Raw genomic sequence first — 20,817 nt, forward strand, 5'->3', positions numbered from 1 at the left:
GGCGTCGCAGACTGGAGGGGACGGACCCGCCGCAGCGGCGAGCCCGACCTACGCCCGCCTGCCACGAGGAGCCTGCCGTGAGCGCAGACAGCACCACCACCGTGCCGGAGTTCGTCTCCCGCCACATCGGCCCGCGCGAGGACGACGTCACGCGCATGCTGGAGGTCATCGGCCAGCCCAGCGTCGAGGAGCTCATCGCCCGCACCGCACCGGCCGCCATCCTCGGGGGCCCGTCCCTCGCGCTCGAGGGAGCCCCCACCGAGCAGGCCGTCACCGACGAGCTGCGCGCGATCGCCGACCGCAACCAGGTCAAGACCTCGCTCATCGGCCTCGGCTACTACGGCACCGTGACGCCGCCCGTCGTGCGGCGCAACGTGCTCGAGAACCCCGCGTGGTACACCGCCTACACGCCCTACCAGCCCGAGATCAGCCAGGGCCGGCTCGAGGCCCTGCTCAACTTCCAGACCATGGTCAACGACCTGACCGGGCTCGACATCGCCAACTCGTCCCTGCTCGACGAGGGCACGGCGGCCGCCGAGGCCATGACCCTGATGCGGCGGTCCAGCAAGGCGGCCAAGGACGCCGTGCTGCTGGTCGACGAGCAGGTGCTGCCGCAGTCCTACGCCGTGATCGCATCGCGCGCCCTGCCGCTCGGCATCCAGGTGGAGCGGCTGGACCTGTCGTCCGTGACCACGGCCGAGGGGCTGCTCGAGGCCTCCGGCGGCAAGGGCGTCTTCGGCGTCCTCGTGCAGTACCCCGGCGCCGACGGCGAGGTGCGCGACTGGCGCGCCCTGGCCGAGGCCGCCCACGAGGCCAAGGCCCTCGTGACCGCCGCCACCGACCTGCTCGCCCTGACCCTGCTGACGCCGCCCGGCGAGTGGGGCGCCGACATCGCGGTGGGCAACAGCCAGCGGTTCGGGGTCCCGATGGGCTTCGGTGGTCCCCACGCCGGCTTCATGTCGGTCCGCAAGGGCCTCGAGCGGTCCATGCCCGGCCGCCTCGTGGGGGTGTCCGTCGACGAGGTGGGCGCTCCGGCATACCGGCTCGCCCTGCAGACGCGAGAGCAGCACATCAGGCGGGAGAAGGCCACCTCCAACATCTGCACCGCCCAGGTGCTGCTGGCCGTCATGGCCAGCATGTATGCCGTCTGGCACGGTCCCGAGGGGCTGCGGCGCATCGCCGAGCGCGTCCAGCGGCACACCGCCGCCGCGCGCCAGGCCCTCGTCGCCGCGTCCGTCGACGTGCGCACCCAGCACCACTTCGACACCCTCACGGTCTCGGTGCCCGGCCGCGCCGACGCTGTCATGGCGGCGGCGCTCGAGCGCGACCTCAACCTGTGGCGCGTGGACGCCGACACGGTGCAGCTGTCCTTCGACGAGACGACGGACCGGGCGCAGGTCGCGGCGGTCGTCGAGTCCTTCGGCGCGAGCTTCTCGGGTGCGGTGCCCGGCGACCTGGCCCCGTCCTGGCCCGAGGCGCTGACCCGCACGAGCGAGTACCTCACGCACCCCGTCTTCAGCGCGCACCACTCGGAGACGGCGATGATGCGCTACCTGCGCCGCCTCGCCGACAAGGACTACGCGCTCGACCGCGGCATGATCCCGCTGGGCTCGTGCACTATGAAGCTCAACGCCACCACCGAGCTCGAGCCCATCACCTGGCCCGAGTTCTCGTCCCTGCACCCCTTCGTGCCGACCGACCAGTCGGCGGGCTCGCGCCAGATCGTCTCGGACCTGCAGCAGTGGCTCGTGGAGATCACCGGCTACGACGCCGTGTCGATGCAGCCCAACTCCGGCGCGTCCGGCGAGCTGGCCGGCCTCATGGCGATCCGCGCCTACCACCGCGCGAACGGGCAGGAGGAGCGCAATGTCTGCCTCATCCCGTCCAGCGCCCACGGCACCAACGCGGCGTCCGCGGTGATGGCGGGCTTCAAGGTCGTCGTGGTCAAGTCCACGGCCGGCGGCTCGGTCGACATGGAGGACCTGCGCGGCAAGGTCAAGGAGCACTGCGAGGTGCTCGCGGCGATCATGGTGACCTATCCCTCGACCCACGGCGTCTACGAGGACACCATCGTCGAGCTGTGCGAGCTGGTCCACGAGGCCGGCGGCCAGGTCTACGTCGACGGCGCCAACATGAACGCCCTGGTCGGTGTCGCGCGTCCGGGCAAGTTCGGGGCGGACGTCTCGCACCTCAACCTGCACAAGACCTTCTGCATCCCCCACGGTGGCGGCGGCCCGGGCGTCGGCCCCATCGGCGTGCGGTCCCACCTGGCGCCATACCTGCCCAACCACCCGCTCGCGCCCGAGGCCGGGCCGGAGACGGCGACCGGACCTGCGGCGTCCGCGCCGTACGGCTCGGCGTCGATCCTGCCGATCTCGTGGGCGTACATCCGGCTCATGGGCGGCGAGGGGCTGCGCCGCGCGACGCTCGCGGCCGTGCTCAACGCCAACTACGTGGCGGCGCGGCTGCGCGACCACTACCCGGTGCTCTACAGCCAGGACGGGCTCGTGGCGCACGAGTGCATCCTGGACCTGCGGGGCATCACCCACGACACGGGTGTCACGGTGGACGACGTGGCCAAGCGGCTCATCGACTACGGCTTCCACGCGCCCACGATGTCCTTCCCGGTCGCCGGGACGCTGATGGTCGAGCCGACGGAGTCCGAGGACCTCGTGGAGCTGGACCGGTTCTGCGACGCCATGATCGCGATCAAGACCGAGATCGACCAGGTCGGGTCGGGCGAGGTGGCGGCGGACGCGTCGGTGCTCCGGCACGCGCCCTACACCGCGGAGTCGCTGGCGGGGGACTGGGACTACGGGTTCGACCGCCGCACGGCGGCGTTCCCGGCCGGTGTGGACCCGCGGTCGAAGTACTGGCCGTCGGTGCGGCGCATCGACGGCGCGTACGGCGACCGCAACCTGATCTGCACGTGCCCGCCCCCCGAGGCGTTCGCCGACAACGACTGACGCGCAGCGCACGAACCCGCGGCCGGTAGTCGCACCGGCCTGGGAGGCCAGGGCCGGTGGGTGTGACTACCGGCGGTGAGTCCGGTCGGTCCGGTCGGTCCGGTCGGTCCGGTCGGTCCGGTCGGTCCGGTCGGTCCGGTCAGTCACGGATGGGACGTCCGGCGCGGTAGGCGCTGGGCGCGATCCCCACGAAGCGCGTGAACTCCCGTGCTAGATGGGCCTGGTCGAAGAACCCGAGCCGGGCGGCCAGGTCGGCGAGCGACTCGTCGGTGCGCGCGTCCAGGGCGGCCACCGCGTCGTGCAGGCGGTAGCGCGTGATGACCCGCTTGGGGGCGACGCCGACGTACCGCGCGAACTGCCGCTGGAGGGTGCGCTCGCTGCTCCCGGTCTCGGCGACCAGACGTGCGACGGTGGTCAGCCAGGGGTCCGCCGCGATGCGGAAGACGGCCTCGTGGACCTCGACCCACGCCGGGTCGACCCGGTCCAGGAGCGTCGCCAGGGCCGGCTCGACCGTATGCCGGAAGGCCTCGGGGTCACCGGGATCGTCGGCACCGGCATACGCGTCGACGACCGCGCGGGGCAGCACGGCGTCGGCGAGGACGGTTCGGTCGGTGAGGGCACGGGCGGGGACGTCGATGACGGCGGCGAGGGCACCGGGGTGGAACTTCGTGCCCAGCACGTGACCGCGACCGACAAGGTCGACGTCGAACCGGCGCGTCGGGACGCCGGTGACCACGACGGCGTCATACGGGATCCCTGGCCGGCCCGAGCCCACCTCGTGGGTGAGGTTGTGGGAGAGGTGGGGGACGAGCGAGCCGGGGAAGCGCTGCTGCGCGGGCAGGTCCCAGGAGAGCAGCCAGTGGCGCTCGACGAGTGGCGCGAGCTCGGGTCCGGGTTCGATGCTCCGCGGGGGAGCAGCCTGGGCCTGGGCGCTCGGGTGCAGCACCACGCCCGGCGGGGGCGTCGGCGCTGACGGGTTCGTCCAAGCCGGCATCGCTCGATCGTAGGAGCCTGTCGGCATGACGACCAACGACTCGACCACCCACACCTCGCAACCCCCCGTGGCGCGCCTGGCGATGGTGACCCTGGACTGCGCCGACCCGGGCCCGGTCTCGGACTTCTGGACCGCCGTGCTGGGGTGGGACAAGGCGTACGGCGACGAGAGCTACGCCATGCTGACCGGCCCCACGCACGCGCTGGGATTCGGCCGGGTGGAGGGCTACGAGCCGCCCGCATGGCCCGACGCCGGGGGCCGCAAGCAGTTCCACCTCGACCTGGCGGTCGAGGACATCGAGGCGGCCGAGCAGCGCTGCGTCGAGCTGGGCGCGACGGTGCCCGACGAGCAGCCGGCCGACGACGCCGACGACCAGGAGGGGACCTGGCGGGTGCTGCGCGACCCGGCGGGACACCCGTTCTGCCTGACCGACGCGAAGAGCTGGGGCTGACGTCCCTGCATGCTCTGACCTCCCCCAGACCGTCGCGCGGTGGAAACCGGCGTGACGCCCCGGTGCGGCCGTCGTTAGCGTGGGCCGCATGCCCTCACCCTGGCCGCGCCGCAGCGGCGACCTCGTCCTGCGCGACGCGACGCCCGTCGACGTCGAGCAGCTGCTGACCTTCCGCAACGACCCCGCCGTCAACCGCTGGATGATGCGGACCTCCGTGGAGCCGGAGGAGTTCCGTCGCGGGTGGGCCGCTGTGCCGGACAGCGAGACCGACCACTCGTGCGTCGCCGAGCGCGACGGCACGGTCGTGGCCATGGGCTTCCTGGAGCTCGTGGACCACGGCCTGCACGAGGAGACGCCCCGCGGGGTCGAGGCGCTGATCGGCTACATCGTCGACCCGCGCCACGCCGGCCAGGGGGTAGCGACCGACCTCACCCGAGGGCTGCTCGCGGTGGCCTTCGACACGCTGGGGCTGCGCCGCGTCAAGGCCTACTGCAACCGGGACAACCCCGCGTCCTCCCGCGTCATGGAGAAGGCCGGGATGCGGCGCGAGGAGCACGGTGTCGAAGACTCCTGGCACGCCGAGCACGGCTGGGTCGACGGCTACGGGTACGCGATCCTGGCGCAGGAGTGGCGGGGTGAGGTGCGTGGCCTTCGTGAGATCCACGACGCGTCGGCGGCGGTCCCGCCACGACGGGCCCTCCCTGAGGCTGTGCCGTGGGAGAGCGGGGCGCGGCATACGGCCAGGTTGTCCCTGGGCGACGCCACACCGGACGACGTGGACCAGATGCTGCGCTATCGGAACCTGCCCGACGTCGGACGCTGGATGCTGCGAGCGCAGGTGGAGCCGAGGGCCTTTCGTCGCGCGTGGCTGGAGCCCGGGCAGAACGACCGGTCGTTCGTCGCGCGCCTCGGGGACCGGGTGGTCGGCACCTGCTCGATCGAGGTGCGGGACGGCGGCGGACAGCCCGGCGGACCCGTGCACGGCTGCGAGGCGGAGCTCGGCTACGTGCTGGACCCGGCCTTCCACGGACAGGGCTACGGGCGGGAGATCGCCGCTGCCGGCCTGGACCGCTGCTTCCGCGAGCTCGGGGTGCGTCGGGTGACCGCCGGCCTGTATGCCGACAACGTGGCGTCGGCCCGGTTGCTGTCCGGGCTCGGGATGCGCCTGGAGCAGTACGGTGTCCGCGACTCGTGGCATCCCGACCACGGCTGGGTGGACGGCGCGGCGTACGGCCTGCTCGCCCGCGAGTGGCGGGCCTGACCTCGACCGCAGCGCCAGCCACGCGACCACCCGGCCCGCCTGACCATCCGACCCCGTGCCCGAGGAGACCGATGAACCTGCGATTCCCCGCCCCGCTGCGGCCCGGCAACACCGTCGGGGTGACGAGCCCTTCGTCCGGGGTGTCGGGGGCGCTGCAGGCGCGCCTCGACGTCGCCCTGGCGACGGTGCGTGACCGGGGCTACCAGGTCGTTGTCGGTGACTGCATGGACGGCTCGGGCCACCTCAGCGCGCCCGCCGCCCAACGGGCCGACGAGCTGCAAGGCATGCTGCTGGACCCGTCGATCCGGGCCGTGGTGCCGCCGTGGGGCGGTGAGACGGCGATCGACCTGATCGGCCTGCTGGACTGGGAGCAGATCGGCCGAGCGGAGCCGACGTGGGTCGTGGGGTTCTCCGACATCGCCACGCTCATCACCCCGCTGACGCTGGTCGCGGGTTGGGCGACCATCCACGGCAACAACCTCATGGACACCCCCTACCTCACTCCCGAGGGCCTCGTGTCGTGGCTGGACATCGTCACCCTCGGCCAGGGGGCCACCGTCGTCCAGACGCCGCCGGGTCGGCACCGACGGGGATTCGTCGACTACGTCGAGCATCCGGGCGTCGACGAGTACCTGCTCGACGTCCCCGGATCGTGGACGCGGCTGGACTCCCTGGGCGGGGAGGTCGACGTCACCGGTCGGCTCGTGGGGGGCTGCATCGAGACGCTGGCCAACCTGGCCGGCAGCAGATATCTCGACACCAGCCGGCTGGCGGAGCTGGGAGACGGCCTCCTCGTCTACGTGGAGGCGGCCGGAGACGACGCCCCGGCGATCTGCCGCAACCTGCACGGGATGCGGCTCAACGGGGTGTTCGACCACGCCCGCGCCGTCCTGGTCGGACGCACCTATGCGCCACCGGGGGAGACCCTCACGCAGCACGAGGCGGTGGTCGACGCCCTGGGATGCTCGAGATCCCCATCGTCGCGGACGTCGAGTGCGGACACTGGGCCCCCTACCTGCCGCTCGTCAACGGGGCCCTCGCCAGGGTGGAGCAGGGGCCGGGCATCGCGTGCATCACGCAGACGCTCGCCTGAGCCAGCCCCCTGGCCGCGGCGAGACTCGGTGGGATCTCCACCGGCAGATGCCTGGGGCACCCGGCGTCGACCTAGGCCAGCGACTCCTGGAGGTACGTCAGCGCCTGGCGCGCGGTCCACCCCTGCGGGTGACGCGCGATGAGCTCGACGGCCCCGGTGAGGTCCTGGCCGAGGGTGACGAGCGGCACCTCGGCATACCCGTCGGTGCGGTGCTGCCCCAGGCCGATGTCGGCCATCAGCCCGTTGCACAGGCACTGCCGTCCGACGGTGTCCGCCAGGCTGCCGCCCTTGCGCAGGTGCATGTGCACCGGCTCCGCCGGACAGCGGTATCCGACCTTGCCGTCCGATCGCTCGTAGGGCTGGCGCAGGTAGGACAGGTCGCACAGGCGCGGGCGAGCGGCATAGACGTCGGCATCGCTGGCCGTGCCGGGGAGCACCGCCACCTTGAACGGGAACCCGGTGGGGCTGGCACGCGGGTCGTTGCGCACGGTCAGGTCGCCATCGCGCAGGCGCGCCAGCAGCTGGTTGCGATTGTCGTCGCTGAGGCCGGAGTCCAGGCTGAGCGCGAACAACGTCCCCACCTGGACGCCCACCGCTCCGGACCGGATCGCCGTGGCGAGGTGCGCCGGGGTCGCTGCTGCGCCGGCCACCCAGAAGGGCAGCCCGAGCTGGGTCAGCTTGGCGAGGTCGGCCTCGTCCCGGGGGCCGTACACCGGGTCGCCCGTCTCGTCGAGCTGCAGCCTGCCGCGGGGAGGGGCGGAGTGGCCTCCGGCAGGGGGCCGCTCGACGACGAAGCCGTCGGGGCGGATCTCGGGGTCACGGTGCAGGTAGGACGCGAGCTGGTTGATCGAGATGATGGCGAGGAAGTCGGGTCGGGTGAGGGTGGGCATCTCGGGTCCGACCAGGTCCACCGGATCGACCTCGATCGACCGCGTGGTGCTGGCCCCGACGACGTCGGCGGTGATCCGGCCGACCTGCCCGGCAGCGAGCGCGCGCAGCAGCGCCGGGATCTCGCGGGGGATGCCGGCACCCATGAGGACGTAGTCCACCCCCGCGAGCATCGCTCCGAGCACCGCGGTCGGCGTGGCCATCTGGATCTTCTCCAGCAGGTTGACGCCCACGACCCCGTCGTGGCACTCCTTGGCCAGCCAGACCTCCGCGAAGTTGGCGACGACGGCGAGCTCCTGCCCCTCGCGGCTGGTCGACAGCGTCAGCTTGGGGACCGGGCGATAGGGGGCGTCGTCGGGTCGCCCACCATCGATGAAGTAGGTGTCGAGCACGCGCTGGGCGACGGGGAGGTTGGGGAAGTGCGCCAGCGCCCGTCGGTAGTGCCCGCCCGGGTCACCGTGCTGCAGGACCCGCGCCAGGACCGCGTCCAGAGCCGTTCCGGAGACCACACCCAGGTGACCGTTGGTGGAGATCGTGCGAGCCAGCCGCCAGCCGGACACCGCCACGCCCATGCCGCCCTGGATGATCACCGGCCGCGGGCGGTGACGGCCAGGCGCCAGCGTCCCGGCATCGGCCTGGGTGGTCAGGGACGGGGCTGCGGTCATGGAGGGACCCACTTTCGGTAGACCTCGGGTGCGGGCGGCGCGGGTGCCGTCATCTAGCCACGCTAGACCCCTCCGGGGGCCACCTCGTGCTACCCGCAGGTACCGCCCGTCGTGCTCACCGAGCCTGTCCCGGCCCGTCGCCGAGGGACGCCCAGTCAGCTGCGGTCATGGCCATGACGTGGGCGTCGACCCAGCCGTCGTCGAACCGGAGGGCGTCACGCAGGGTGCCTCGTGCCGGAACCCCACCGTGTCGTAGACGTGACGGGCGCGCGGGTTGAACGCGTAGACCTCGAGGGCGACCCGGTGCAGGTGCTGCTCCTCGAAGGCGTGGCGCACCGTCAGCCACGTGGCCTCGGTCCCCAGGCCCCGGCCGGTCGCACCGGAGATCCAGATCCGGAAGCCGCACGACAGGTTCTCGACGTCGACGTCGTTGAGCACCGACTCGCCCACGACGCGTCCCGTCTCACGCTCCTCGATCACCCATACCGTGCGGTCGTCGGCCGTCGACCAGGCGTCATAGATGTCCTCGAGCCGGTCCCGGGTGAACCGGTGTGGCTGGTCGGGGGCGCCTGAGTGGATGGACCCGGTGAGCCGACCGACCTCGGGGTCGGCGAGCAGGGGCCACAGGTGATCGACGCTGTCGCGGGTCGTGGGGACGAACCGCACGAGTCGACCGTCCAGGACGGGCTTGCGGGTGAAGTCGGGGGCGGACACGAGCCCACTGTGCGTGGCGACGGACGCGCGTGACAAGCACATTGCCTCGGCAACCCAGGCACGCTCCCGGCTATCGTGGGGATCGTGATCACGGTCCAGGACAGCCTCGCCCGGCTGCGACGCGTCGCCGACGACGGCAGCCTGGCGAGCGCCTGCCTGGAGATCGGGGTGGCGCTCCTCGTGGTCCATGGATCCGTGCTGACGCGCCCTGACCGGGCCCGCGACGTCGACCTGGCCTACGCCGTGCTCGGTGAGCCGGCGTCGGACGAGCTCACCCTGGTCAACCGGTTCCACGAGCTCGTGCCGGGCGACCACCTGGACCTGATGGACCTGGGCCGAGCCGACCCGGTCGCGCGGCTGGCCGCCCTCCAGCGGGGGGAGCTGCTGCACGAGGCGGAGCCACACCTCTACGCCGAGCAGCACCTGGCGGCCGTCGGCGCCTATCGGGACACGCAGTGGATGCGCGATCGCGCCCTGGAGCGGCTCTGATGCCCCCTCGCGACCTCGACGACCAGGTGGTCGTACGACGGCTGACCGCCATCCGTGAGCTGGTGGACCTGCTGGCCCGCCAGGGGGAGGTCAGCGGGGCGCAGCTGCGGGACGACCTCGTGCTGCGCCTGGCCGTGGAGCGCGCTCTGTCTCAGCTGGTCGACCTGGCCAGCGACGTCAACTCGCACGTCGTGGCCGTCGCGGGGATCGCTGAGCCCACGGATTACCGCTCGTCCTTCCGCCAGGCTGCGCGCGCTGGACTGATCACTGACGAGCTGGCGAGACGTCTCGGCCCCAGCGTCGGCCTGCGCGACATCGTCATCCACGAGTACGTGCAGGTCGACCTGGACCTGGTGGCGAGGGCCGTTCCCCAGGCCGCGTCGCAGTTCGACGAGTACGTCGCGCAGGTCAAGGCCTGGCTGCAGGCCCGCGCCCAGGAACCGGCTGCCCCGGTGACGCCGGTGACGCCGGGTGAGCGGGCTGGCTAGGGTCGTCGTATGACGTCCCACGAGCGCGGTGCCCACGCGGAGCGAAGGCGGTGACGGAGGCAAGCCGCTGGGCGCGGTCCGCGGTGGCGCACGTGGACGGCCTGAGCAGAGGTGGGGCTCTGGACCGCTCGCTGCGCGTCACCGTGAACTTCCACCCGGACCGGGGACCCCGCGGCGACACGGTCATGGACCGCCTCGCTCGTGACGGCATCTATCGAAGCCAGTTCGAGACGGGCACCAGCAACGGCGGCCTCACCGCACATCCTGGTGGTGATCGGTTCCGTTGGGAGACAAGGATGTTCGGGGGTGCGTATGACGACGCGCCCTTCTCGGAGCGGCCTCGGTACGGCGCGCTGAACCACCGTCGCCGCGGGGTCGGGGGAGCGGTGCGCTTCGGGTCGTCCCACCTGCGCCTGGCCGAGCCTGTCCTGGACCGGACGACCTTCTGCTTCCCGGACTCGTTCCGCGAACCGGCGGACTTCGGGACGGCCCGTCGCTTCGACCTGCTGCGTCTGTCGGACGCTTTCGACCTCGCTGCGGCGGCGTGCACCTCGGAGCGGGAGGAGGCCGAGCAGGGCGGCTTGCTGGACGACTACGTGGAGGCCCACGTCCACGGCGTCGTCGCGATCCCGGACGACGTCGAGGCGGTGGTGCTGGATCCGTCATACCGGGGAACCGAGGCCGAGGAAGCAGCCGGCGCGCTGGGGGTGCCGGTCGAGTGGCACGAGGGCCGGGTGCTGATGGTCGAGGAGCTCGGGCGGCGTCGGCACTACCGCGACCCTGGCGCGTACGAGGTGGGGGTGGCGGTAGCGCGGGACGGGCTGCTCGATGCCGCCATCATCGGGGAGGCCGCGCGCACGGGACTGCACCATCCGCAGAGCCTCAAGCAGGTCTGGCACCTCACGGCGAGGTTCGGTCGTCCGGTCCATGACTGGCGGACGACGACGCACGACTGGGGCACCTCGGTCGACCACGGGCATCTCGCCGAGCTGCGTTCCCGTGCACGGGCGCTCGGGGGCGTCAGCCTGCGCCACCTGGTGCTGGAGGTGCTGGCCTACGCGAACGACGAGGCCGAGGAGCTGGTTCGCCAGGGACTGGCTGTCGTCACGCTGCACCCGGACGGGTCCGTGGAGATCCGTGACGACGGACGGGGGACGGACACCCGCCGCGACGACGCCGGGAGGATCGTGCGCAAGCCCGTGATGGCGACGCAGGATGTGCGCTTCGCCGATCCCGGGTCCGCGCCACGGTTCGCGGACGGTCGACCGAGGGCGGGGATGTCGTCCGTAGCCGCCGTCTCGCGCTGGCTCGTGCACACCAACCGCCGGGAGGAGGGCGCCTGGTCGCAGCGCTACGAGCACGGTGTGCCGACGACGATCTTGGAGGACGTCACGCCGTCCCCCGGTGAGGGGACGGGGACGAGCGTGCGGTTCCTGCCGGACCCTGCCTACGTCGCGGTGGGGGACCTGTCGTCGGACGACCTCGGCCGTCATCCGTGGATCGAGGTCAGGCTCCGTGGGTGAGGGCTCTGTTCCACCGATGGCCCGTCTGACGTCGGGTCTCGCCGCGGCGGAAGGCGTGATCCCAGGGGCACACGAGGCGAGTCACACGGCCTCCGGCAGGGCGCGGACCTCGAGGGAGGAGCCGTTCTGGGTCCGGATCAGCCTGACCTGGGCTGGAATTCGCTGCCTGAGCTCGGCGACGTGGCTGATGATGCCGACGCTGCGACCGCCTGCTCGGAGGCCGTCGAGGACCTCCATCACGTGCTCCAGAGCCGCCTCGTCGAGCGTGCCGAACCCCTCGTCGACGAACAGTGTGTCCAGGTCGACACCGCCGGCCTCGGCCCGTACTGCGTCGCCCAGCCCGAGCGCGAGCGCCAGGGAAGCCATGAAGGTCTCACCGCCGGACAGCGTCGTCGTGTCGCGTGCCTTGCCGCTCCAGGCGTCGACGACCTCCAGACCCAGCCCGCTGCGAGCACCGCGCGCCGCCAGCCGGTCGGAGTGGCGCAGCTCGTAGCGGCCGTCGGTCATCACGGCGAGCCGCTCGTTGGCCAGCACGACGACCTCCTCGAGACGGGCCGCCAGCACGTAGGTGGGCAGGCTCATCCGGCGCAGGTTGTTGGCACCGGTCCCGGCCACCGTGTCCGCGACCTCACGGATGGTGTCGGCACGACGCACGGCAGGAGCCAGCGACTCGAGGAGGCCGAGCACCTCGGCGGTGTGCCGGGCGAGGAGCGCGCCGGCGTCCTCCGCGACCCGCGCGGAGCCGGTCGCTTCGCGCGCAGCCGCCCTGGCGCGCTCCACCCTGATCGCCAGGGCCTCCAGGTCAGGGGTGTCGGTGGCCATCGCGTCGGCCACCTCGGGGTCGTCGAGGACGGCGCGTGCCTGCAGGAGGGCCTGGTCGTGGCGCGCCAGGGTGGTCTCGAGCCGGCGCCGCTGCTCGGTGGGCAGCGCGGCCGCTCGCACCTCCTGCGCGTCCTCGAAGTCTGAGCCCTGCAGGCTCTCGGCCAGGGTCTCCTCGGCTCGGAGCAGGTCGCGTCGAGCCCGTGCGTGGGCGGAGCGGGTCTCGTGCAGCACTCCCAGTGACTCGACCGCAGAGCGAACGCTCGTGAGGAGCTCACGGACCAGTGACGCACGCGGGACCGAGGACCGCTGCGGGGAGTCGGCCGGGGGGAGCACGAGCTGCAGGGTCTCCTCCTCACCGAGCTCGTCGAGCAGCCTCCAGGCCTCGGCGCGCTCGGCCTCGCTGCGGCTGCGGGCCAGCTCGACGCGTGAGCGGGCCGCCGCCAGCTGCTCGGAAGCGGCGCCGAGCGCGGTCCGCCGGCGCTCGATGTCGAGGTCCGCCTCGTGCAGGCGCGCCTCAGCCTTGACCAGAGCGGCAGCGGCCCGCTGCGCCGCGGTGTGATGCGCCTGGGCCGTGGCCAGGGCCGGCGCGACCTCCTCCGCCGGCAGGTCGTCGAGCGTGGCGAGCCGGTCGCGCAGCTCGTCGGCGTGCGCGGCCCGGGTGGCGCGAGCGGACTCGAGCGCGGACACCGCCTCGACCTCCGCGGACCGGGCCTGGGCGAGGACCGCCTCGGCGGCCTCCACGTCCTCGGACGTGACCAGGTCGCCGGCCTCGCCCGTGGCAGGGTCCGGATGCTCGGTCGCCCCGCACACCGGGCAGGGCTCGTCCGTCTCGAGGCCGAGCGCCAGCTCGGCCGCCAGGCCGTCGGCGCGTCGGCGGTGGAGCCGGGCGGCGTCCTCCTGCCGGGCACTGCGCTCCGCCGCAGCGGACGCGGCAGCGCGCGCGTGCGCGTCAACCCGTCCCTCGTCCGCGGTCAGCGTCTTGATGCGCGCCGCCGCGTCTCGAAGCCGCTCGACCTTGAGCCGGGCCGACTCCTCTCCCTCTGCCGTCGCGGTCAGCGCAGCCATGGCATCGGCCTGCTCGGCCCGGGTGCCCTGGGCGCGCTCCAGGCGCGTCCGTGACTCCGCCACCGCGGCGGCGTGCCCGGTGACGGCTGCCGCGCTGGTCTCGGCCTCCTCCCGAGCGCTGTCCGCGTGGGACACCTGGACCGCGATGCGGGTGGCGAGGTCCGCCGCCGCGTCGACGCGGCGGGTGACGTCCCGCAGCACCTGCTCGTCGAGCTGGTCGAGCTGGTCGGGCTGGTCGAGCTGGTCGAGCTGGTCGAGCTGGTCGGCGCCTCCCGGCTGTGCGTCGAGACCCGCGTCGTCAGGTGCAGCCCGTGGCCGCAGGCCGAGGCCCGAGCCCAGTCCCGCGGGGAGGACCTCGACCGCCTGACCATGAGCGACTGCCGCCTCGACCGCGGCCGCAGACCGCTGGGAGGCGGTGGTGACGTAGGCGATGAGCTCGGCCGCCGCCGCCGCGCGACCCACCCGCTCGCGCACCGACCGGATGTCGTCGGCCTGCGCCTCGAGGCCGGCGAGCGTGGCTGTGGCCGTCGCCGCCTTGGCGCGCAGGGCGTGCACCCGGCGCCCGGTCTCGTCGGCGCTCGCGGCGCCTCGGCGGGCCGCGTCCGCGTCGGCGGCCGCAGCGCCGAGCGCGGCGACCACGCTCTCGACCCGGGCGCGGAGCGTGGTGAGTGCCTGCCTGATGGCGTCAGCGTCGGACGCCGTGGTGTCCACGAGCAGGTCCTCCACGGCATCCGTCGCCTCGGGCGTCGGGCTCGTCGCCTGCCCGTGCGCGAGGTCCGCGCCCACGGGCTGCCGCCGGTCGTCGTGGGGTGACTTCTCGGGCTGGGTGGGGTCGTGGACGGCGTTGCTCGATGCGGGCGCTGGTGCAACGGCCAGCGCCTGGCCCGCGGCGTCGTTGACGCGGGTGAGCGTGCTCGTGAGACGCGCACGCGCCTCCTTGACCTCGGCCTCCACCTCGCGGCGCCGGGCCTCCAGCCAACGCTGCACCTGCTCGAACCGCGTGGTGTCGAACAGTCGCTGCAGGATCGCGGCACGCTCGTCCGTCGAGGCCCGCAGGAAGCGGGCGAACTCGCCCTGGGGGAGCAGGACGACCGTGGCGAACTGCTCGAGGCCCAGGCCCACCACCTCGCGGACGATCCCGCCGACCTCGTCGGCGCGACCGGACCCACGGTCGATCCAGCTGCCCTCGACGCGCTCGACCATGACGACCTTGTGCTGCTGCCTCGTCGTTCCGGTGCCGCGCTTCTTGGGGCGTTCGTACTCCGGGGAGCGGGTGGTCCGGAACCGCCGGGAGCCCACCGACCACTCGAGCTCGACCTCGGGGACCGCCTCGGCAGCCGCATGGTCCGAGCGCAGGGACCCCTTCTGCCGGGCGCCCGGGACGTCGCCGTAGAGGGCGAAGCACACGGCGTCGAGCAGGCTGGTCTTGCCTGCGCCGGTCGGGCCGTTGATGAGGAACAGCCCGGCCGCGCCGAGCTCGTCGAGGTCGACCTCGACCGTGCCGGCGAAGGGGCCGAAGGCGGTGACCCGCAGGTGGTGCAGCTTCACGTCGATCCCTCCCCGCTGGAGGCGACGCGGACGGCCTCGAGAGCCTCGACGACCACGGCGTGCTCCTCGGCACTGGGGGTCGCCCCGCCGCGGACGTGCTCCAGGAAGCCGTCCACCAGCTCGGGGTCGGACGCGACGCGGATGCGGGCGGCATACGACCGGCTCTGCGACGGCTCGATCCCCTGGGGGTCGAGCTGCAGGGACAAGGTGTGGGGGAAGCGTCGGCGGACCTTGTCGATGGCATCGAGCGGACGGACCGCGTCGGTCAGCGTGACCTGGCAGTAGGCGGACTCGGCGGCCTGGTGCGCCGGGTCGCGCAGCAGGTCCTCGAGGTCGCCTCGCAGGACCGCCAGAGGCGTGTGGACGGGGGCCTCGATCCGCTCGGTCCGGACGTCGCCGGAGCGCGCGTCGCCGAGGTCCACCAGCCACGACGACTTGGTGTGCCGAGCCTCGGAGAAGCTCATGGCGACGGGGGACCCGGAGTAGCGCACCCGCTCGTCGAGCGTCTGGGCGCCGTGCAGGTGCCCGAGGCCCACGTAGTCGGCCTCGCGGAACAGGGAGAGGGGCACGTCGCCCACCCCGCCCACGCTGATGTCCCGCTCGCTGTCGCTCGCCTCGCCTCCGGTGACGAAGGCGTGCGCCAGCACCACCACCGGCCCTTGGTGCCGCTCGGCGTCGGCCGTCACCCGAGCCAGCGCCCGCTCGATGACCCCGTGGTGGGACCGCTCGGCGCCGTCGAGCTCGTCCGCCACCACCGACGGCTCGAGGTAGGGCAGTGCATAGATGCGGGTGGCGCCGATCGTGATGGGCCGCGACAGGTCGGCGACCGACGTGCGCAGGTGGACCCCCGCCCGCTCGAGCAGCGGGCCACCGAAGCCGAGCCGCACCGCGGAGTCGTGGTTGCCGCTCGCCAGCACCACCTGGGCCCCCGCGTCGGTGATGCGGCGCAGGGCCTCCGAGAGCAGCGACACGGTCTGCGGGGCCGGCAGCGCCCGGTCGTAGACGTCGCCCGCGATCGCCACGACGTCGACGCCCTCCGAGCGCACCACCTCCACAAGGTGGTCGAGGAACTGCTCCTGGGCAGGCAGCAGCCCGACCTGGTGGAAGGAACGGCCCAGGTGCCAGTCCGAGGTGTGGAGCATCCGCATGGTCGACACCCTAGGAGCGACCACCGACAGACCCTCGGGGACGCGCCCTCGAGCGGCAGATCGCAGACCGGACGCGCCGCGGACCGGTCATGGTGCGCGCCGCGGCCCCGCATGTGGTGCGCTAGTCCGCATGGGTCAAGAGATCTCCGCCGGGCTGAACGCCCGCGAGCTGCGTCAACGTTATCGAGAAAAGGTCCAGCAGTGCCTGGACGTGCTGGAGCGCATGCTCGGGCAGCAGGACTTCGAGACCAGCGAGCCGATGGCAGGACTGGAGATCGAGATGAACCTCGTCGACCAGGACCTGCGACCCAGCATGACCAACGAGGCGGTTCTCGAGGCCATCGACGACCCCTTCTTCCAGAGCGAGCTCGCGCGCTTCAACATCGAGCTCAACGTCGAGCCGGAGCCGCTCGCGGGCGATCGCCTCCACGCGCTGGAGCAGACGCTGCGCGAGCACCTGCGCGCGGCCCGGGACAAGACCGGTGACACGGACATCGTCACCATCGGCATCCTGCCCACGCTGACCAAGGAGCACCTGGGGCGTGACGCGCTGACGCCGACGCCGCGCTACCTCGGGCTCAACGACGCGATCATGGAGGCGCGGGGCGAGGACCTGCTCCTGGACATGGAGGGACGGGGCGGCGAGCGGGTGGCCACCTTCGTGGACACGATCGCTCCCGAGGCCGCCTGCACGTCGGTGCAGTGCCACCTGCAGGTCGCGCCCGCGGACTTCGCGAACTTCTGGAACGCCGCGCAGGCCATCGCGGGGGTGCAGATGGCGGTGGGGGCCAACTCGCCATACCTCTTTGGCTCCCAGCTCTGGGCAGAGACGCGGATCCAGCTGTTCCACCAGGCCACGGACACCCGCCCGATCGAGCTGCGCAACCAGGGGGTGCGGCCGAGAGTGTGGTTCGGTGAGCGGTGGGTGACCTCGATCTTCGACCTGTTCGAGGAGAACGTCCGCTACTTCCCCGCGCTCATCCCCGAGGTCAGCGAGGAGGACCCGGTGGGTGTGATGGAGTCGGGGACGGCTCCCGAGCTGTCCGAGCTCAAGCTGCACAACGGCACCGTCTATCGCTGGAACCGCCCCATCTACGACACCGTGAACGGCAAGCCGCACCTGCGGGTGGAGAACCGCGTCCTGCCGGCCGGCCCCACCGTGGCCGACACGATGGCCAACGCGGCCTTCTACTACGGCCTCGTCAACGCTCTCGTCAGCATGGAGCGGCCGCTGTGGTCCAAGATGAGCTTCGCCTCGGCCAAGGAGAACTTCTTCGCCGGTGCCCGCCGAGGCTTCAACGCCAACCTCTACTGGCCGGGTCGCGGTGACGTCCCCGTGGACGAGCTGGTCCTGCGCCAGCTGCTGCCGTTGGCCGACTCGGGACTGGAGTCGTGGGGGGTGGCGACAGCCGTGCGCGACCGCTACCTCGGCATCATCGAGGAGCGGTGCAAGGCCGAGATGAACGGCGCGGCCTGGCAGGTGCGCTGCGTGGACCGGCTGCAGGACCGGGGCGCCAACCGCGACGAGGCCCTGCGGCGGATGCTGCACCGCTACGTCGACAACATGCACGAGGGTGAGCCCGTGCACACGTGGTCGCTGCCGCGCTGATCAGCGCGGTGCGGGCTGGTTCCAGCGCTGGATCGAGGGGAAGGCACGCTCGTAGCCCAGCACGCTGATCGACCCGGCGTGCAGCTCCAGCTGGGCTCCGAACCTCGGCTCGGTGCGCAGCCACACGCTGGTGAGGATCCGAGTGGTGTGGCCGTGCCCGACCAGCACGACGTCCTTGCCCTCCTTGAGGACGGGCATCACGCGGTCGATGACCGCGCGCGCCCGGGCGGCGACCTGCTCGATCGACTCGCCGGGGCTGTCGCCGGCGGCGACCCCGTCCTGCCAGACCGTCCAGTCGTAGCCGAGCTCCTCGCGGATCTCGGCCGTCGTGCGGCCCTCGTAGCCGCCGTAGTCCCACTCCACGAGGTTGGGGTCGATCGCGGGCTCGGGCAGACCCACGAGCTCGGCGGTGCGTCGCGCTCGCCGCATGGGTGACGACAGGACCAGTGCGAAGTCGAACTCCTCGAGCAGGGGAGCGGTGCGGCGCGCCGCCTCCGCGCCGTGCTCGGTGAGGTCCAGGTCGGTGGTGCCGGTGTGCTTCATGGCCTTGGACCACTCCGTCTCGCCGTGACGGATCAGGACGAGTCGGCCCTCGGGGACGGGGCGGACGGTGGGGCTACCGGTGTCGTTGCTCACGGTGGCAGGCTAGCGGTCATGACGACCTCCCAGCAGCCTGACCACCGCCGTTCCGTCCAGCTCGAGCGGACCAGCCTTGGGCGGTATGCCGCCACCAACGCTCGCGGCGGGACGCTCGAGCTAGGCACCGGCGAGGACGCGGCGTTCACCCCCGTCGAGGCCCTGCTGGCCGCGATCGGAGGCTGCTCGATGGTCGACGTCGACCACCTCACCTCGCGGCGTGCCGAGCCTGCGGGGTTCTCGGTGGAGGTGGGTGGCGACAAGGTCAAGGTCGACGGCGAGTCGCGCCTCGAGGGCCTGACGATCACCTGGCAGGTCACCTTCCCGGAGGGAGCGGAGGGCGACGCGGCCCGCCGGGTGCTCCCTGACGCGATCCGTATGTCGCACGACCGGCTCTGCACGGTGGGGCGCACCGTCGAGGTGGGGACCCCCATCGCTAACATCGAGTCAGGTGAGGAGCCTCGCCGGGCGCAGGTGCGACCGGACGCCGAGTGACCCCACGACGCGGGCTCCGCCGACGAGCGAAGGAGCCTGTCATGACCCACGACACCATCCCCACCGACCTCATCGTCGTCGGGGTCGACGGCTCAGCGCTCGCGCGCTCGGCCCTGGAGTGGGCGGCTCGCGAGGCTGAGGGACGCAAAGCGGGACTGCTGCTCGTGATGGCCCAAGAGGTCGCGCAGCCAGCGCCGCACGAGCTGGGGTGGTCCTACGGGCTCGAGGAGCTCGTCCAGCAGGGCACCGAGCGGGTCCTGGACGAGGCCCAGGCTGCCGTGCGCGTGGCCCACCCCGACCTCGAGGTGACGAGCCAGGCCGTCTGGGGCAGCCCTTCGGCGGCGCTGATCGAGGCGTCCCGGCACGCGCAGCTCGTGGTCACGGGAAGCCGTGGGGCGGGCGGATGGGAGGGGCTGCTGCTCGGCAGCGTCTCGGGCGCTGTCGCTGCGCACGCGCACTGTCCCGTGGTCGTCGTCCCCGACCGTGCGGCCGGAGCCCCGGCGGACGGGCCGGTGGTGCTCGGCGTCGACGACTCGGCCGAGGGGCACCGGGCCGCGGCGTTCGCTTTCGGTGAGGCCGACGGTCGAGGTGTGCCGCTGGTGGCCGTCCGGGCCTGGACGATGGAGTTCGAGGGCGGCGTCGTCCCGACGGAGCAGGGCTCCTCCGCGCACGACGAGATGACCCGGCGTCACACCGAGCTGGTGGAGCACGTGCTCCAGCACGGCCGCGAGCAGCACCCGGACGTGGTCGTCGAAGCCCGCATCCGCCGCGGCTCGTCGGTCAAGGCGCTCGCGGAGGAGTCCCGCAGCGCCTCGATGGTCGTCGTGGGCAGCCGCGGGCGGGGTGGCTTCGCGGGCATGCTGCTCGGGTCGACCAGCCGGCAGGTCCTGCAGGCCTCGCACGCACCGGTGGCCGTGGTCCGCGTCTGAACGACGACTTGTCCACAGGTCGTCTCGTCTCCGCGACCGTCGTCCACAGGCGGCCGCCGATCGTCCGACGGCCCGCCCCTCGCCCGCCAGACTGGGCCCGGCGAGGGAGGAGACCCCAGATGACGGTGGCGGACATCGACCCGACGGAGGTCGTGCGCGAGCTGATGGGCGCGCACCCGCACGAGTGCGTCGTGTGCTACGTGGGACGCATGGTGCAGCGGTTCGACTGCGACGGGTCGTGGCGGTGGGTCGAGACGTGGCGCGAGCAGCGGGCACCGCGCGCCAGCCGTCTCGAGCGTCGGCTCGGTGCGCGCGGGGCGTCGTGCGACTGCGAGCTGCAGCTGCGGGCCTACGAGGTGGAGCCACGAGCGCTCGCCGTGTCCTGGGACGGCCCGATCGCGTCGGTCGGTCACTGCCTCGAGGTCCGGGCGGGATCGACGCAGCCGTGCCGCCTCTGGCGCCTGGCGCAGCGCAACTGGTGGGCGGGGGAATGCCATGCGCCGCAGACGTGTTAGGCCGACATCGTCCTGACCGAAGGAGCACCCGTGGAGGACCTGCGCTACCTGCAGCTGTCGATGGCCGAGCACCTGTTCGAGGAGAAGAAGTACACCTCGGCCGCCCACTCGCTGTCCGACCTGCTGGATTCCGAGCCCGACAACGTCGCCGTCCGACTCCTCCTCGTCCGCGCCTACTACCACTCGGCCCAGCTCGGTCGGGCCGAGGAGCAGCTCACCGAGCTCGTCGGCCGAGCCCCGACGGACGACTACGTCCGGCTGCTGCTCGCCCGCACGCTCGAGCGTCAGGGGCGAGGGGCCGAGGCGGCCACGCAACGGCGGATCCTGGCGGCGCTGACCGGCGACGACAGCCACCTGGCGTCGACCCCGGAGAACAACAGCCACCTAGCGCAGACCCGGGAGCCGGTGGCGGAGGCGCCCTACGAGGCGCCATCGGGGCACACCCGTGGCGAGGGCTCCCCGGAGGCGCCGGACGCCGGCCCCGGGACTGCCTCGTGACCATCGTGGGTATGCCGAGC

General features: G+C 72.6%; 18 protein-coding genes. 12 read left to right on the plus strand and 6 right to left on the minus strand.

The window, feature by feature from the left end; genetic code table 11:
- Positions 1-11: 11 nt before the first annotated feature.
- The gene (gcvP, locus tag B2P18_RS11055) at positions 12-2,966 is read left to right on the plus strand and encodes an aminomethyl-transferring glycine dehydrogenase (RefSeq protein WP_376783665.1); all 2,955 of its coding nucleotides are present in this window, start codon (positions 12-14) and stop codon (positions 2,964-2,966) included.
- Positions 2,967-3,105: 139 nt separating this feature from the next.
- Here gcvP and B2P18_RS11060 read toward each other — a convergent pair whose 3' ends face one another.
- On the minus strand, positions 3,106-3,960 hold the full coding sequence (locus tag B2P18_RS11060; protein ID WP_286959286.1) for an AraC family transcriptional regulator: 855 nt from the start codon (positions 3,958-3,960) through the stop codon (positions 3,106-3,108).
- A 25-nt stretch (positions 3,961-3,985) separates the two neighbouring features.
- Here B2P18_RS11060 and B2P18_RS11065 point away from each other — a divergent pair, with 25 nt between their 5' ends.
- The 3 genes from B2P18_RS11065 to B2P18_RS11075 all read left to right on the plus strand — a co-directional run bounded on the left by B2P18_RS11065 (position 3,986) and on the right by B2P18_RS11075 (position 6,907).
- Positions 3,986-4,411 carry a VOC family protein gene (locus B2P18_RS11065; RefSeq protein WP_286959293.1) on the plus strand — a complete coding sequence of 142 codons (426 nt, stop codon included), beginning with the start codon at positions 3,986-3,988 and terminating at the stop codon, positions 4,409-4,411.
- Positions 4,412-4,499: 88 nt separating this feature from the next.
- Entirely contained in the window at positions 4,500-5,672 is a 1,173-nt protein-coding gene (locus tag B2P18_RS11070; RefSeq protein ID WP_286959299.1) for a GNAT family N-acetyltransferase, read from the plus strand.
- A 71-nt stretch (positions 5,673-5,743) separates the two neighbouring features.
- Positions 5,744-6,907: an LD-carboxypeptidase gene (locus B2P18_RS11075; RefSeq protein WP_313534292.1), complete on the plus strand. Its 1,164-nt coding sequence runs from the start codon at positions 5,744-5,746 to the stop codon at positions 6,905-6,907.
- Here the strand turns inward: B2P18_RS11075 and B2P18_RS11080 are convergent.
- Both B2P18_RS11080 and B2P18_RS11085 read right to left on the minus strand, forming a co-directional pair.
- A complete protein-coding gene (locus B2P18_RS11080; RefSeq protein ID WP_313534294.1) occupies positions 6,837-8,318 on the minus strand; it encodes a nitronate monooxygenase in 1,482 nt (493 codons plus the stop codon). The genes B2P18_RS11075 and B2P18_RS11080 overlap by 71 nt on opposite strands.
- Positions 8,319-8,483: 165 nt before the next feature.
- Complete coding sequence (locus B2P18_RS11085) at positions 8,484-9,032, minus strand: GNAT family N-acetyltransferase (RefSeq protein WP_286959304.1); 549 nt, start codon at positions 9,030-9,032, stop codon at positions 8,484-8,486.
- Positions 9,033-9,116: 84 nt separating this feature from the next.
- On the opposite strand from B2P18_RS11085, the gene B2P18_RS11090 reads away from it, so the two are divergent.
- Genes B2P18_RS11090 through B2P18_RS11100 form a run of 3 tightly spaced genes read left to right on the plus strand, consistent with a single transcriptional unit; the run spans position 9,117 to position 11,532 of the window.
- Positions 9,117-9,521 carry a nucleotidyltransferase domain-containing protein gene (locus tag B2P18_RS11090; protein ID WP_019285800.1) on the plus strand — a complete coding sequence of 135 codons (405 nt, stop codon included), beginning with the start codon at positions 9,117-9,119 and terminating at the stop codon, positions 9,519-9,521.
- The gene (hepT, locus tag B2P18_RS11095) at positions 9,521-10,009 is read left to right on the plus strand and encodes a type VII toxin-antitoxin system HepT family RNase toxin (protein WP_286959309.1); all 489 of its coding nucleotides are present in this window, start codon (positions 9,521-9,523) and stop codon (positions 10,007-10,009) included. Before B2P18_RS11090 ends, hepT begins: the two co-directional genes overlap by 1 nt.
- 50 nt (positions 10,010-10,059) lie before the next feature.
- Positions 10,060-11,532, plus strand: a complete 1,473-nt coding sequence (locus B2P18_RS11100) for a DUF3626 domain-containing protein (RefSeq protein WP_029210585.1) — start codon at positions 10,060-10,062, stop codon at positions 11,530-11,532.
- A gap of 81 nt (positions 11,533-11,613) precedes the next feature.
- Here the strand turns inward: B2P18_RS11100 and B2P18_RS11105 are convergent, their stop codons facing one another.
- Complete coding sequence (locus tag B2P18_RS11105; protein ID WP_286959321.1) at positions 11,614-14,967, minus strand: AAA family ATPase; 3,354 nt, start codon at positions 14,965-14,967, stop codon at positions 11,614-11,616.
- Positions 14,964-16,115 carry an exonuclease SbcCD subunit D gene (locus tag B2P18_RS11110; protein ID WP_029210587.1) on the minus strand — a complete coding sequence of 384 codons (1,152 nt, stop codon included), beginning with the start codon at positions 16,113-16,115 and terminating at the stop codon, positions 14,964-14,966. Before B2P18_RS11110 ends, B2P18_RS11105 begins: the two co-directional genes overlap by 4 nt.
- Before the next feature lie 130 nt (positions 16,116-16,245).
- Between B2P18_RS11110 and B2P18_RS11115 the strand changes: the two genes are divergently transcribed.
- Positions 16,246-17,724: a hypothetical protein gene (locus tag B2P18_RS11115; protein WP_019285807.1), complete on the plus strand. Its 1,479-nt coding sequence runs from the start codon at positions 16,246-16,248 to the stop codon at positions 17,722-17,724.
- Here B2P18_RS11115 and B2P18_RS11120 read toward each other — a convergent pair whose 3' ends face one another.
- Entirely contained in the window at positions 17,725-18,360 is a 636-nt protein-coding gene (locus tag B2P18_RS11120) for a histidine phosphatase family protein (RefSeq protein WP_286959338.1), read from the minus strand.
- Between the two features lie 18 nt (positions 18,361-18,378).
- On the opposite strand from B2P18_RS11120, the gene B2P18_RS11125 reads away from it, so the two are divergent.
- From B2P18_RS11125 to B2P18_RS11140, 4 genes are all read left to right on the plus strand, one after another.
- Positions 18,379-18,855, plus strand: a complete 477-nt coding sequence (locus B2P18_RS11125) for an OsmC family protein (RefSeq protein ID WP_019285809.1) — start codon at positions 18,379-18,381, stop codon at positions 18,853-18,855.
- A 41-nt stretch (positions 18,856-18,896) separates the two neighbouring features.
- On the plus strand, positions 18,897-19,784 hold the full coding sequence (locus tag B2P18_RS11130; RefSeq protein ID WP_286959351.1) for a universal stress protein: 888 nt from the start codon (positions 18,897-18,899) through the stop codon (positions 19,782-19,784).
- Between the two features lie 119 nt (positions 19,785-19,903).
- Positions 19,904-20,299 carry a DUF2695 domain-containing protein gene (locus tag B2P18_RS11135; RefSeq protein ID WP_029210588.1) on the plus strand — a complete coding sequence of 132 codons (396 nt, stop codon included), beginning with the start codon at positions 19,904-19,906 and terminating at the stop codon, positions 20,297-20,299.
- 30 nt (positions 20,300-20,329) lie between these two features.
- A complete protein-coding gene (locus tag B2P18_RS11140) occupies positions 20,330-20,797 on the plus strand; it encodes a tetratricopeptide repeat protein (RefSeq protein WP_019285812.1) in 468 nt (155 codons plus the stop codon).
- Positions 20,798-20,817: the final 20 nt, after the last annotated feature.

The sequence above is a fragment of the Arsenicicoccus sp. UBA2120 genome (assembly GCF_002330965.1).
GTDB lineage: Bacteria > Actinomycetota > Actinomycetes > Actinomycetales > Dermatophilaceae > Arsenicicoccus > Arsenicicoccus bolidensis.